Source organism: Micromonospora sp. NPDC048063 (genome assembly GCF_043202855.1).
In the GTDB taxonomy this organism is placed as follows: domain Bacteria; phylum Actinomycetota; class Actinomycetes; order Mycobacteriales; family Micromonosporaceae; genus Micromonospora.
Map to the genome: position 1 here is coordinate 107,414 of NZ_JBIDBG010000008.1, position 13,002 is coordinate 120,415.

11 protein-coding genes are annotated in these 13,002 nt (G+C 75.2%); 9 read left to right on the forward strand and 2 right to left on the reverse strand.

The genetic code is table 11. The annotated features are described in order from the left end of the window. Window positions 1–47: 47 nt before the first annotated feature. The 6 genes from ACGFZ2_RS20605 (at window position 48) to ACGFZ2_RS20630 (ending at window position 7,249) form a co-directional block, all read left to right on the forward strand. A complete protein-coding gene (locus tag ACGFZ2_RS20605) occupies window positions 48–1,292 on the forward strand; it encodes a sensor histidine kinase (protein ID WP_393258919.1) in 1,245 nt (414 codons plus the stop codon). After that, window positions 1,289–1,957, forward strand: a complete 669-nt coding sequence (locus tag ACGFZ2_RS20610) for a response regulator transcription factor (protein ID WP_350703124.1) — start codon at window positions 1,289–1,291, stop codon at window positions 1,955–1,957. Before ACGFZ2_RS20605 ends, ACGFZ2_RS20610 begins: the two co-directional genes overlap by 4 nt. Before the next feature lie 98 nt (window positions 1,958–2,055). Next, complete coding sequence (locus ACGFZ2_RS20615; protein ID WP_393455806.1) at window positions 2,056–3,123, forward strand: hypothetical protein; 1,068 nt, start codon at window positions 2,056–2,058, stop codon at window positions 3,121–3,123. A 62-nt stretch (window positions 3,124–3,185) separates the two neighbouring features. Continuing rightward, the gene (locus ACGFZ2_RS20620) at window positions 3,186–4,700 is read left to right on the forward strand and encodes a magnesium chelatase (protein ID WP_393455809.1); all 1,515 of its coding nucleotides are present in this window, start codon (window positions 3,186–3,188) and stop codon (window positions 4,698–4,700) included. 2 nt (window positions 4,701–4,702) lie between these two features. Beyond that, window positions 4,703–6,658 (forward strand): VWA domain-containing protein, encoded by a 1,956-nt coding sequence (locus ACGFZ2_RS20625; RefSeq protein ID WP_393455812.1) that lies wholly within the window; start codon window positions 4,703–4,705, stop codon window positions 6,656–6,658. Between the two features lie 126 nt (window positions 6,659–6,784). Then, window positions 6,785–7,249, forward strand: a complete 465-nt coding sequence (locus ACGFZ2_RS20630) for a hypothetical protein (protein ID WP_350703116.1) — start codon at window positions 6,785–6,787, stop codon at window positions 7,247–7,249. A gap of 147 nt (window positions 7,250–7,396) precedes the next feature. Here ACGFZ2_RS20630 and ACGFZ2_RS20635 read toward each other — a convergent pair whose 3' ends face one another. Next, a complete protein-coding gene (locus tag ACGFZ2_RS20635) occupies window positions 7,397–8,368 on the reverse strand; it encodes a GlxA family transcriptional regulator (protein WP_393455815.1) in 972 nt (323 codons plus the stop codon). A 19-nt stretch (window positions 8,369–8,387) separates the two neighbouring features. Between ACGFZ2_RS20635 and ACGFZ2_RS20640 the strand changes: the two genes are divergently transcribed. Further along, window positions 8,388–9,743, forward strand: a complete 1,356-nt coding sequence (locus tag ACGFZ2_RS20640; protein WP_393455818.1) for an MFS transporter — start codon at window positions 8,388–8,390, stop codon at window positions 9,741–9,743. Between the two features lie 51 nt (window positions 9,744–9,794). Here the strand turns inward: ACGFZ2_RS20640 and ACGFZ2_RS20645 are convergent, their stop codons facing one another. Beyond that, window positions 9,795–10,079, reverse strand: coding sequence for a DUF427 domain-containing protein (locus tag ACGFZ2_RS20645; protein ID WP_393455821.1), 285 nt, complete (start codon window positions 10,077–10,079; stop codon window positions 9,795–9,797). Window positions 10,080–10,238: 159 nt separating this feature from the next. Between ACGFZ2_RS20645 and ACGFZ2_RS20650 the strand changes: the two genes are divergently transcribed. Both ACGFZ2_RS20650 and ACGFZ2_RS20655 read left to right on the forward strand, forming a co-directional pair. After that, the gene (locus tag ACGFZ2_RS20650) at window positions 10,239–11,639 is read left to right on the forward strand and encodes an FAD-binding oxidoreductase (protein ID WP_393455824.1); all 1,401 of its coding nucleotides are present in this window, start codon (window positions 10,239–10,241) and stop codon (window positions 11,637–11,639) included. After that, the gene (locus tag ACGFZ2_RS20655) at window positions 11,636–12,979 is read left to right on the forward strand and encodes a class I SAM-dependent methyltransferase (protein WP_393455827.1); all 1,344 of its coding nucleotides are present in this window, start codon (window positions 11,636–11,638) and stop codon (window positions 12,977–12,979) included. Before ACGFZ2_RS20650 ends, ACGFZ2_RS20655 begins: the two co-directional genes overlap by 4 nt. Window positions 12,980–13,002: the final 23 nt, after the last annotated feature.

Sequence of the window (13,002 nt, forward strand, 5' to 3'; positions counted from 1 at the left end):
CGACGCGGGGGAGTCGGCGCGGGGCGGCCCCGGGACAGAATGGGCGGGTGAAGCCCCGCACCGTCCTCGCCCCGCTGGTGGCCGGCAGCACCTGGCGGCGCGGAGTGTTCCTGCTGCTCGGCGGGGTGCTCGTGCTGCCGTACGTGCTGCTGGCGGTGGCCTTCGCGCAGCTGCTGACGCAGCCCGACGTGCCCCGGCCGCTGGTGCTGGGGCTGCTCGTCGTCGCGGCGACCATCGCGGCGGTCCCGGTTTTCCTCGACGGCCCCCGGGCGCTGGAGATCGCAGCCGCGCGGGCCCTGCTCGGCGTCGACCTGCCCGACCCGGCGCCCGGGCACGCCGCCGACCGCGAGACCCGGCTGCGTTCGGCGCTCTGGATCGGGCTGCACCTGGTCAGCGGCGGGCTGGTGGTGGCCGCCCTGTTCAGCGCGGTGCCGATGGCGCTGGCCTTCATCGGCCAGCAGTTCGGCCTCGACACCGGGATGACCGGCGGAGACCGGTTCGGGCCGTTCGACGGGCGGGACACCGGCTGGCTGACCCTCACGGGCATCGTGGTGCTGGTGGCGCTCGGCTACACCGTCGCCGGGCTGGGCGCGCTGGCCGTGTCGATGGCCCCGGTGCTGCTCGGCCCGGCCCAGGCGGAACGGATCGCGGCCCTGGAGGCCCGCGCCGCCCGGCTCGCTGAACGCAACCGGCTGGCCCGGGAGCTGCACGACTCGGTGGGGCACGCCCTGACCGTCGCCACCCTCCAGGCGGGGGCGGCCCGCGAGCTGCTCGACCGGGACCCGGAGTTCGCCCGGCGCGCGCTGACCGCGATCGAGGAGGCCGGGCGCACCGCCATGGACGACCTGGACCACGTGCTCGGGCTGCTGCGCGAGCCCGCGGGCGGGCGGGCCGCGCCCGCCCCGCAGCGTACGCTCGCCGACCTGGACCGGCTGGTGGCCGACACCCGCACGGCCGGCCTGCCCGTCGACACGCGGTGCGCCGGCGACCTCGCCGACCTGCCCGCGGCCGTCTCCCGGGAGGGCTACCGGATAGTCCAGGAAGGGTTGACCAACGCCGCCCGGTACGGTCGGGGGCCGGTCACGCTGCGCCTGGGCGTCCACGCCGACGCGCTGGAGCTGGAGCTGGACAACGCGGTGGGCCGCCGGCGCCGCGCCGACCCGGGCCGGGGCGGCCGGGGCCTGGACGGGATGCGGGAGCGGGTGCTGCTGCTCGGCGGCCGGCTGACCGTCGGGCCCGACGGCGACCGCTGGCGGATCCAGGTACGGCTGCCGTTCGAGGGGACCCGATGACCGACACCGCGACGACCACCACCGGCGTGCTGATCGTCGACGACGACGAGCTGATCCGGGTCGGGCTGCGGGCCATCCTCGACGCCCAGCCCGACCTGCGGGTGCTCGGCGAGGCCACCGACGGCGCGGAGGTGCCGCCGCTGGTCGCCCGGCTGCGCCCCCAGGTGGTGCTGATGGACGTGCGGATGCCCGGCATCGACGGCATCCAGGCCACCCGGCGGCTGCTCGCCACCTCGGCCGACCCGCCCCGGGTGCTGGTGGTGACCACGTTCGCCAACGACGAGTACGTCTACGACGCGCTCCGCGCCGGGGCCAGCGGGTTCCTGCTCAAGCGGGCCCGGCCGGCGGAGGTGGTGGAGGCGGTCCGGGTGGTCGCGCGGGGCGAGTCCCTGCTCTTCCCCGCCGCCATCCGCCGCCTCGCCGGGGCGTACGGGGGGCGGGGCGCCGACCGGCTGGAGGCCGCCCGGCTCACCGACCGGGAGGCCGAGGTGCTGCGGCTGATGACCACCGGCCTGTCCAACCCCGAGATCGCCGCGCACCTCGTGGTGGGCGTGGAGACGGTGAAGACCCACGTCGGCAACGTGCTGGCCAAGCTCGGCGTGCGCGACCGCACCCAGGCGGTGATCGCGGCGTACGAGTCGGGGTTCGTCACCCCGTCGGGCTGAGGGCCCTTCCTGGTTCAGCAGGTGGTTCCCTCCCGAGGGGGAGCGGGTTCACCGCCGCACGGGAGGGAACGCGGGGCCCGCCGGCCGAGGCTGAAGGCATGACGACGACCCTTCCGCCCACCCGCCGTCCGGCCGTGCACCGGTCGGCCCGGCTCGCCCCGCTCGCCGCCGCGTGGCTCGGCCTGTGGGGCGTGCTCGCCCTCGTCTCCACCGTCACCCGCGCCGGCTACCCGTTCGGCGCGAACGACCCCGGCGGTGACATGAACCTGCTGCGGCTGGTCCCGACCGCCGTCGGGCCACCGCTGTTCGCCGCGCTGCTGCTCGGCGCCGCCGTCGCCGCGCTCGCCATGACCGGCCAGCGGCGTCCGGGCCGGCCTCTGCGCGCGCTGCTGTCGGCGTACGCCTGGGCGGTCGCGTTCCTGCTGGCCGTCGTCGTGCCGGACGTGGGAGTGCTGACCATCCTCGGGTACGCCCCGATCCTGATCATCGGCGCGCCGTTCGGCTGGCCGCCGGTGGACTACGCCGACGTCTTCACCTGGGCGCTGTTCGCCCGGTTCGCGGCCGTCGTCGGCGGGGTGCTGCTCGCCGGGGCCGTGCTGGGCTGGCAGCGGCGCACCGCCGGCGCCTGCCCGGGGTGCGGGCGCGACGGCACCGACCACGGCTGGACCTCGCCCGCCTCGGCCACCCGCTGGGGGCGCTGGGCGGCCTGGATCGCGGCCACCATCCCGGCCCTGTACGCCGTCACCCGGCTCGCCTGGGCGGCCGGCATCCCGCTCGGCATCGAGCAGGCGTTCCTCGACGAGATGCGGGCGACCGGGCTGGTGTGGGCGGGCGCCGGGCTGGGCGGGTTCGCGCTGGTGGGCGCGATCCTCACAGTGGGCCTGGTGCAGCGTTGGGGCGAGCGGTTCCCGCGCTGGATGGTCGGCCTGGCCGGGCGGCCGGTGCCGGTGAAGCTGGCCGTGGTCCCGGCCACCCTCGTCGCGGTGGCGGTCACCGCGGCGACCCTCGGCCTGCTCGCCACCCCCGACTTCTGGGACTTCGGCGAGGTCAGCCTGGCCACCGCGCCGATGCTGCTGTGGCCGTTCTGGGGCGTCGCCCTCGGCGCGGCCACGTACGCGTACCACCTGCGCCGCCGGGGCGCCTGCGGGGACTGCGGCCGAGGCTGAGCCGTACCGACGGCGGGGGCGCCCGGTCGACGGACCGGGCGCCCCCGCCTCCGTGAGCTAGCGTGGGTCGGGTGACTGCGCCTTCCCCGGTTACCCCGGTCCCACCGGCCGACCTACCCGGCACGCTCGGCGCGCTGCGGGCGGCCGGCCACGCGTACCGCACGGTCAAGCAGGAACTCCGCGACAACCTCCTGGCCCGGATGCGCTCCGGCGCCGACCGCTTCCCCGGCATCGTCGGCTACGACGACACCGTGCTGCCCGAGGTCGAGCGGGCGCTGCTCGCCGGCCACGACATGGTGCTGCTCGGCGAACGGGGCCAGGGCAAGACCCGGCTCATCCGCTCGCTGGTCGGGCTGCTCGACGAGTGGACCCCGGTGATCGCCGGCTCGGTGCTCAACGAGCACCCGCTGCACCCGCTCACCCCGGCCTCCCGGGCGCTGGTCGCCGAGGCCGGCGACGACCTGCCGGTCGCCTGGCTGCACCGCTCGATGCGCTACGGCGAGAAGCTGGCCACCCCGGACACCAGCGTCGCCGACCTGATCGGCGACGTCGACCCGATCCGGGTCGCCCAGGGGCGCACCCTCGGCGACCCGGAGACCATCCACTTCGGTCTCGTGCCGCGCACCAACCGGGGCATCTTCGCGGTCAACGAGCTGCCCGACCTGGCCGAGCGAATCCAGGTGGCGCTGCTCAACGTGCTGGAGGAGCGGGACATCCAGGTCCGCGGCTACCAGCTGCGGCTGCCGCTGGACCTGTTCCTGGTGGCCAGCGCCAACCCGGAGGACTACACCAACCGGGGCCGGATCATCACCCCGCTGAAGGACCGCTTCGGCGCGGAGGTACGCACCCACTATCCGGCCGACCTCGACCTGGAGCTGGCCCTGATCCGGCAGGAGGCCGACCCGGTCGCCGAGGTGCCGGAGCACGTGCTGGAGGTCCTCGCGCGGTTCGCCCGCGCGGTACGCGAGTCGCCGTCGGTGGACCCGCGCTCCGGCGTCTCCGCCCGGTTCGCGATCGCCGCCGCCGAGACGGTCGCCGCCGCCGCGCTGCGCCGCGCCGGCCTGCTCGCCGCCGCCCCCCACCCGCCCGAGGTGTTAGGAAGGGCCCCCTATACAACCGAAGGCGATAGCAAGGTGCCCTTCCTTTCACCGGAGGCGCCGGTTGCGCGGGTGGGCGACGCGGTGTCGGTGACGTCGACACTGCGCGGGAAGGTGGAGTTCGAGAGCGGCGAGGAGGGGCGGGAGGTCGAGATCCTCGGCCACCTGCTGCGGACCGCGACGGCCGAGACGTTCCGGGCCCGGCTGGCCGGGCTGGACCTGTCCGGCTTCACCGCCCTGGTCGACGAGGACGCGGTGATCGAGACGGGTGAGCTGGTCAGCTCGGCGGAGCTGCTGCGCCAGGTGGGCACCGTCCCCGGGCTCGCCAAGGCGCTGGACCGGCTCGGGCTGGGCGACGCGCCCACTCCCGAGCAGGCCGCCGCCGGAGTCGAGTTCGTCCTGGAGGGGCTGCACCTGACCCGCCGGCTCGGCAAGGACGTCACGGACTCCGGCCGGACCCGCTACGGCGGCCGGGCCTGAGCATGGCCGGCAACCGGTTCCGGTACGGGCAGTGGCGCGGCGGCCCCGACCCGCTCGCGCCCCCGTACGACGTGCGGGGCGCGGTGGACGCCGTCGGCGCGGAGGTGCTGGCCGGCGGCAGTCTCCGGGAGGCGCTGCGCGACCTGCTGCGTCGGGGCCCGCACGGGCGCGGCGGCCTCGACGACCTGGCCGCCCGGGCGAGGCGGCTGCGCCGGGAGGCGCTGCGTCGGGGCGACCTGGACGGTGCGGTCACCCGGGCCCGGGCCCTGCTCGACCAGGCGCTCGCCGCCGAACGGGACGAGCTGCGCGGGCGCGACGGCGACGCCGCGCGGTTCGCCGAGGCGGTGCTGGACAACCTGCCCCGCTCGACCGCCCGGGCGGTGGCGGAACTGGCGGGCTACGGGTGGGCCAGCGACGAGGCGCGCCGGACGTACCAGCGGATCCTGGACGGGCTCCGCGACGACGTGCTGGGCCAGCGCTTCGCCGGGCTGCGGGACGCCGTACGCGCCTCGGCGGACCCGGCCGCCCAGCGGCGGCTGGCCGAGATGATGCGCGACCTGAACGACCTGCTGGCCCGACACGCCCGGTCCGAGGACACCACCGACGCGTTCGCCGAGTTCATGCGCCGGCACGGCGAGTTCTTCCCGGAGCAGCCGGCCCACGTCGACGAGCTGGTTGACGTGCTGGCCCGCCGGTCGGCCGCCGGGGAGCGGCTGCTGCGTTCGCTGTCCGACCGGCAGCGGGAGGAGCTGGCGGGCCTGATGCGGCAGTCGCTCGGCGACCGGCTCGCCGGGGAGCTGGCCGCGTTGGACGCCAACCTCCGTGCGCTCCGGCCCGACCTGCACGGGGGCCGGGGCGAGCGGGTGCGCGGCGACCGGCCGCTCGGCTACGGCGAGGCCGCCGGCGCGCTCGGCGAGATCGCCGAACTGGACGAGCTGCTCGACCAGCTCGACCAGGAGCACCCGGGCGCCACCCTGGACGACGTCGACGTCGACGCGGTGGCCCGGACGCTGGGCCGGGACGCCGCCGAGGACGTACGCCGGCTGCGGGAGCTGGAGCGGGAACTGCGCCGGCAGGGATGGGTGAGCCGGGACGCCGACGGGTTGACCCTGAGCCCGAAGGCGCTGCGCCGGCTCGGCGGCACCGCGCTGCGGCGGGTCTTCGCCGACCTGACGGCCGGGCCGCGCGGCCAGCACGACCTGCGCTCGGCGGGCGCCGCCGGTGAGGTCAGCGGGGGCTCCCGCCCGTGGGAGTACGGCGACGAGCAGCCCCTGGACGTGGTGCGGACGCTGACCCGGGCCGTCCGTCGCGCCGGGACGGGCGTGCCGGTGCAGCTGGCCGTCGAGGACTTCGAGGTGGTGGAGACCGAGCGGCGGGCGTCGGCGGCGGTGGCCCTCTGCGTCGACCTTTCCTACTCGATGATCTCGCAGGGCCGGTGGGGCCCGATGAAGCAGACCGCGCTGGCGCTGGCGCACCTGATGGCCACCCGGTTCCCGCAGGACGCGCTGCAGATCGTCGGGTTCGGCCGGGAGGCGCTGCCACTGACGCAACAGGAGTTGGCCGCCGTCGAGCCGGACACGCAGCAGGGTACGAACCTCCAGCACGCGCTGCGGCTGGCCGGCCGGCACCTGCGCCGGCACCCGGGCGCCGAGCCCGTGGTGCTGGTGGTCACCGACGGGGAGCCGACCGCCCACCTGGACCCGGACGACGGGGAGGCGCTGTTCCACTGGCCGCCCCTGCGGGAGACGATCGAGGCGACCGTCCGCGAGGTGGACCGGCTGACCCGCTACGGCGCCACGCTCAACCTGTTCATGCTCGGCGACGACCCCGGCCTGCGCCGCTTCGTCGACGCCGTCGCCCGCCGTTCGAAGGGCCGCATGTTCACCCCCGACCTCGAAGACCTCGGCGAGTACGTCGTCTCCGACTACCTCCGCGCCCGCCAGCCCCGTCGCCGCTGACCCCGCTGCCCCTTCGGCCCGCTGGCTCCAGGTTGAGGTCCGGGCCGCGTTCCCAGTGGCCCCGTCCGGGTGAACCACGTGCGGGAACGCCGGGGCGGACGGCGCGGGGCGGGATTCACTGAGGGCATGGACAGCGGGGCGTTGCGAGGGGCGTACGAGGAGGTGCTCGCCGAGGTCGACGCGGGCGGGTTCGGGCCACCGCCGGCCGGGCAGCTCAGCGCCGAACAGATCGTCGCCCACCTCGCCGCCAACGACGAGCTGATGACCGAGGCGACGGAGGCGGTCATCGCCGGTTCGCCGTTCGCGTACTACGACCTGGAGACCATCCACCGTCCGCAGGTGGACGCGCTGGTCGTCGAGTGCGGCGGGCTGGACGGGCTGGCCACCCTGCTGCGGGCCACCAGCCAGAAGCTCTGCGTGTTGACCGAGCGGCTCGGCCCGGCGGCGGAGACCCCGGTCGAGACGCACCTGCGCGAGGGCTTCGACCTGGTCGTCGACGACACCCTGCCCTGGGGTCGCACCCTCGACCTGCACACCCGCGTCCACCTCCCGAAACACCTGGCCCAACTCCGCATGCTCCGCACCCCCTGACCTGACCCCGTCCCCACTCCGCGATCTTGCACTTGCCGTCCCGACAAAATGTGATGAAAGCTGACGAATCACGGGCCGAAAGTGCAAGATCGCGGGGGATGGCGGGCGGGCTGGGCGCGGGGGATGGCGGGCGGGGAGGGGGAGGGGTCAGGGGTGGTGGAAGGTGCGGCGGTAGGTCGACGGGGTCACGCCGATGCGCTGGTGCAACTGTTGCCGGAGCGCCGCGGCGGTGCCGAAGCCGGAGCGGCGGGCGACCTGGTCGACGGTGAGGTCAGTCGTCTCCAGCAGTAGCCGGGCGTGGTCGGTGCGCTGCTGGAGCAGCCACTGCGCCGGGCTCATCCCGGTCTCGGAGCGGAAGCGCCGGGTGAAGGTCCGGACGCTCATCCGGGCCTGCCCGGCCAGGTCGCGCAGGCTGACCGGCTCGTGCAGCCGATGGCGGGCCCACTCCCGCGCCCCGGCGGTGCCCGCGTCCGCCGTCTTCGGCACGGGGCGCTCGATGTACTGGGCCTGGCCGCCGTCGCGCCACGGCGGGACCACGCAACGCCGGGCCGCCCGGTTGGCCACCTCGCTGCCGTGGTCGGTGCGGATGACGTGCAGGCAGAGGTCGATCCCGGCGGCCACCCCGGCCGAGGTGAGCACCCGGTCGTCGGCGATGAAGAGCACGTCCGGGTCGAGGTCCACAGTCGGGTGGAGCCGCCGGAAGCGGTCGGCGTACGCCCAGTGGGTGGTGGCCCGCCGGTCGTCGAGCAGCCCGGCGGCGGCCAGCACGAACGCCCCGGTGCAGATGGACATGATCCGGGCGCCCCGTGCGTACGCCCCGCGCAGCGCGTCCGCCACCGCCGGGTCGAGCGTCCCGTCGCGCATCGGTGGCCCGCCGTGGATGCCGGGGACGACCACCGTGTCGGCGGCCTCCAGCAGTTCCAGCCCGTGGTCGGGGAGCACCTGGTAGCCGGCGGTGCTGCGCACCGGGAGGGCGCCCGCGGTGCAGGTGTCGACCAGGTAGAGCGGTACGTCGTCGGCGTCGCGCGCGGTGCCGAAGACCTGGGCGGGGGTGCCGAGGTCGAGGCCGACGACCTGGTCGGTGGCGAGCACGGCGATCCGGTGCGGGCGGACGGTCATGGCCCGATTATTGCGCATGATGGCTTTCCGGCCACTCGTCGTCGGCCGGCCCGATCCGCAGACTCGAGCCGTGAACCGACCTCGTCGCCTGCACCCGGCCTGGACCGTCGCCGCCGTCGCGTTCGTCGCGCTGGTCGGCGCGGCGGGTTTCCGCGCCACCCCCTCGGTGCTGCTGCATCCGCTGCACGCCGAGTTCCGCTGGCCGCTGGCCACCATCTCCGCCGCGGTCTCGGTCAACCTGCTGCTCTTCGGGCTCACCGCGCCGTTCGCCGCCGCGCTGATGGACCGGTTCGGCATCCGGCGGGTGGTCACCGGCGCGCTCCTGATGGTCGCGGCGGGCAGCGGGCTGACCGTCTTCATGACCGCGAGCTGGCAACTCGTCCTGTGCTGGGGCGTGCTCGTCGGGCTCGGCACCGGGTCGATGGCGCTGGCCTTCGTGGCGACCGTCACCGGGCGCTGGTTCGTGCACCGCCGTGGCCTGGTCACCGGCGTGCTCACCGCCGGCGGCGCGACCGGCCAGCTCGTCTTCCTCCCGCTGGTCGCCATGCTCGTCGACGCGCACGGCTGGCGGGCGGCGGCGCTCGTGGTCGCCGGGGCGGCGCTGGCGGTCGTACCGCTGGTGGTGTGGCTGCTGCGCGAGTACCCGGCGGATCTCGGCCTGCCCGCCTACGGCGCGGCCGAGGTCGTGCCCCCGACGCCGCCGGCGGGCGGGGCGGCGTCGCGGGCCGTCGGCGCGCTGGCGCAGGCGGCCCGGACGCGGCCGTTCTGGCTGCTGGCCGGCGGCTTCGCGATCTGCGGCGCGACCACCAACGGACTGGTCGGCACGCACTTCGTGCCGGCCGCGCACGACCACGGGATGCCGCAGACCACCGCCGCCGGGCTGCTGGCGCTGGTCGGGCTCTTCGACATCGTCGGCACGGTCGCCTCGGGTTGGCTGACCGACCGGGTGGACAGCCGGCTGCTGCTGGGCGCCTACTACGCGCTGCGCGGCGGTTCGCTGCTGGTGCTGCCGGGGCTCTTCGCGGCCACGGCCGAGCCGAGCATGCTGGTCTTCATCGTCTTCTACGGGCTGGACTGGGTCGCCACGGTGCCGCCCACGGTGGCGCTGTGCCGGGAGTACTTCGGCGCGTCCGGCGCGGTGGTCTTCGGCTGGGTCTTCGCCGCGCACCAGCTGGGCGCAGCGGTCGCCGCCACCGGGGCGGGGCTGGTCCGGGACCGGCTCGGCGACTACGCGCCGGCCTGGTACGCGGCGGGGGCGCTGTCGATCGGCGCGGCCGTGCTGTCGCTGCTGCTGCGCCGTCGCCGCGAGGCGCCGCCCGCGCCGGCCCCGGCGGTCGCCGCCGGGGGCCGGCGGGCGTGGAGCTACCGGGGCTGACGGTCGGCCGACCGTCCACTGCCGCTCCGACCGCCGGTGCGCGCGGGTGGCTCACTCGACGACCCGGACGTCCTTCCAGAACGCGACCCGGTCGCGGACCATCTCCGCCTCCGCCTTCGGGTCGGGGTAGTACCAGACGGCGTCGGGGCTGGTCCGCCCGTCGTGGACGAGCGTGTAGTAGGAGGCGGTGCCCTTCCACGGGCAGACGGTGTGCGTGTCGGACTCCCGGATCAGGTCGTCGCGCAGGGCGGTCCGCGGGAAGTAGTGGTTCCCCTCCACCAGCACGGTGTCGTCGCTCTCGGCCACGACCACGTCGTTCCACACAGCTTTCGGCATGGCTCCCACGCTATGCCGACGGGGCCCGCGCGGCCACGCGGTCGTCGATCCGGAACCGCCGGATCCACCGCCCCACCGGGCGACGGGCGGCGGTCGCGGCGCGAAACGGCCACCGTGGACATCCCACGGGGAAGAGCGGCGGGAGCGTACAGTGATCTCATGTGCGCGGTGCGTGTGGATCATCACCCGGTCGACCACGACGGCGCGGTGGCCCAGCTGCGACGGTCGTACGCGGCGGTGCCCGCGGGCGAACCGGTCCGGCTCGCCAAACGCACCTCCAACCTGTTCCGTCCCCGGTCCGCCCCCCGCGTGCCGGGGCTGGATGTCAGCGGGCTCACCGGCGTGCTCGATGTGGACCCGGCGGCCCGCACCGCCGACGTGCAGGGCATGTGCACCTACGAGGACCTGGTCGACGCGACCCTGCCGCACGGGCTGATGCCGCTGGTGGTGCCGCAGTTGCGCACCATCACCCTCGGCGGGGCGGTCACCGGGCTCGGCATCGAGTCGACCTCGTTCCGCAACGGGCTGCCGCACGAGTCGGTGGTGGAGCTGGACGTGCTCACCGGGGCCGGCGACGTCGTCACGGCCCGCCCGGAGGGCGAGCACGCCGACCTCTTCGCGGCCTTCCCCAACTCGCTCGGCAGCCTCGGCTACGCCACCCGGCTGCGCATCGAGCTGCAGCCGGTACGCCGCTTCGTGGCCGTGCGCAACGTCCGGTTCACCCGGCTGGAGGCCCTCACCGACGCGGTCGCCGAGGTCACCGCGACCCGCTCCTGGGCGGGCGAGGCCGTGGACGCGATGGACGGGGTGATGTTCAGCCCCGGCGAGGCGTACCTGGTGCTCGGCACCTTCACCGACGACGTCCCGCACGCCAGCGACTACACGGGGCAGGACATCTACTACCGGTCGCTGCGTCGGCGCACCAGCGACGCCCTGACCACGTACGACTATCTCTGGCGCTGGGACACCGACTGGTTCTGGTGCTCGGCGGCGTTCGGCGTGCAGCACCCCGTGGTCCGGCGGATCTGGCCGGCGCGGTGGCGGCGCAGCGACGTCTACCACCGGCTGGTCCGGTTGGAGCACCGGCACGGCGTGGCCGCCCGGATCGACCGGCTGCGGGGCCAGCCGGCGCGCGAGCGGGTGGTGCAGGACGTGGAGATCCCGCTGGACCGGACGGCGGAGTTCCTGCGCTGGTTCGCCCGGGCCGTGGGGATGACCCCGGTCTGGCTGTGCCCGCTGCGGCTGCGCGAGCCGGCCGGCCCGGAATCGGCCCGCGCCTGGCCGCTGTATCCCCTCCGGCCGGGGCAGGACTACGTGAACATCGGCTTCTGGGGAAGCGTGCCGATCGAGGGCGGCGCCGCCGACGGCGACGTCAACCGGGTGATCGAGCGAATGGTGTCGGAGCTGGGCGGGCACAAGTCGCTCTACTCCGACGCGTACTACGACCGGGAATCCTTCGACCGGCTCTACGGCGGCGCGACGTGGCGCGCGGTGAAGGACCGCTACGACCCGGACCACCGGCTCACGGGACTGTACGAGAAGGCGGTAGCACGAAAATGAGCCTGACCGATCGAGACCAGGGAGCGGCGAGCGCTCCCGCCTCCCCGCCGGCGGGGGGCCGGCGCCCGGGCCCGCGCGTGGCGGACGTCGTCCGCGCGTTGACCACCGGGGGCCTTCCGGTGCGGGTCATCGGGTACGACGGCAGCGCGGTGGGCCCGGCCGACGCCGGGATCACCCTGTCGATCCGTTCCGAGCGGGGCCTGACCTACCTGCTCACCGCCCCTGGCGACCTGGGCATGGCCCGGGCGTACGTCAGCGGTGACCTGGCGTTGCAGGGCGTGCACCCGGGCGACCCGTACGAGGCGCTGCGGGTGCTCAAGGACGAGTTGCGGCTGCGTACGCCCCCGCTGGCCGAGGCGCTGGCCCTGGTGCGCGGGCTGGGCTGGGAGCGGCTGATGCCGCCGCCGCCCCCGCCGCAGGAGGCGCAGCCGCGCTGGAAGCGGCTGGTGAACGGGCTGCGGCACTCCCGGATCAGGGACAGCACGGCGATCTCCCACCACTACGACGTCTCCAACGCCTTCTACGAGAAGGTGCTCGGCCCGTCGATGACGTACACCTGCGCGGTCTTCCGCTCGCCCGACGACACACTGGAGCAGGCCCAGGCGGCCAAGTACGACCTGGTGGCGCAGAAACTCGCGCTCAGGGCCGGGATGCGCCTGCTCGACGTGGGCTGCGGGTGGGGCGGCATGGTCCGGCACGCGGCCCGCGAGTACGGCGTCAGGGCGCTCGGGGTGACCCTGTCCCGGGCGCAGGCCGAGTGGGCCCGGGCGGCGATCGAGCGGGAGGGGCTGACCGGCCTGGCGGAGGTGCGCCACCTCGACTACCGGGACGCGCCGCGCGAGCAGTTCGACGCGGTCTCCTCGATCGGGCTGACCGAGCACATCGGGGTGCGCAACTACCCGGCCTACTTTGCCACGCTGCGGGACCGGCTGCGGCCGGACGGTCGGCTGCTCAACCACTGCATCACGCGGGCCGACAACCACGCGCCGCACCGCTCGGGCGCGTTCATCGACCGGTACGTCTTCCCCGACGGTGAGTTGGCCGGCCCGGGGCGGGTGGTCAGCGAAATCCACGACGTCGGGCTGGAGGTGCAGCACGAGGAGAACCTGCGCCGGCACTACGCGCTGACGCTGGCCGGCTGGTGCCGCAACCTCGTGGAGCACTGGGACTTCTGCGTCTCCGAGGTGGGGCCGGGCACGGCCCGGGTGTGGGGCCTCTACATGGCCGGCTCCCGGCTGGCGTTCGAGCGCAACGGCATCCAGCTGCACCAGGTGCTGGCCACCCGCAACGGCCCGGAGGGGTCGAGCGGCTATCCGCTGCGCCCCGACTGGCTGCCCTGATCCTGACGTAAGCCGCGCCGGCC

Bases quoted from the DNA above. Each gene is read 5' to 3' on its own strand.
- ACGFZ2_RS20625 (WP_393455812.1), top strand. From the start codon at position 4,703: ATGGCCGGCAACCGGTTCCGGTACGGGCAGTGGCGCGGCGGCCCCGAC.
- ACGFZ2_RS20640 (WP_393455818.1), top strand. From the start codon at position 8,388: ATGGCTTTCCGGCCACTCGTCGTCGGCCGGCCCGATCCGCAGACTCGA.
- ACGFZ2_RS20635 (WP_393455815.1), bottom strand. From the start codon at position 8,368: ATGACCGTCCGCCCGCACCGGATCGCCGTGCTCGCCACCGACCAGGTC.
- ACGFZ2_RS20630 (WP_350703116.1), top strand. From the start codon at position 6,785: ATGGACAGCGGGGCGTTGCGAGGGGCGTACGAGGAGGTGCTCGCCGAG.
- ACGFZ2_RS20615 (WP_393455806.1), top strand. From the start codon at position 2,056: ATGACGACGACCCTTCCGCCCACCCGCCGTCCGGCCGTGCACCGGTCG.
- ACGFZ2_RS20645 (WP_393455821.1), bottom strand. From the start codon at position 10,079: ATGCCGAAAGCTGTGTGGAACGACGTGGTCGTGGCCGAGAGCGACGAC.
- ACGFZ2_RS20650 (WP_393455824.1), top strand. From the start codon at position 10,239: ATGTGCGCGGTGCGTGTGGATCATCACCCGGTCGACCACGACGGCGCG.
- ACGFZ2_RS20655 (WP_393455827.1), top strand. From the start codon at position 11,636: ATGAGCCTGACCGATCGAGACCAGGGAGCGGCGAGCGCTCCCGCCTCC.
- ACGFZ2_RS20610 (WP_350703124.1), top strand. From the start codon at position 1,289: ATGACCGACACCGCGACGACCACCACCGGCGTGCTGATCGTCGACGAC.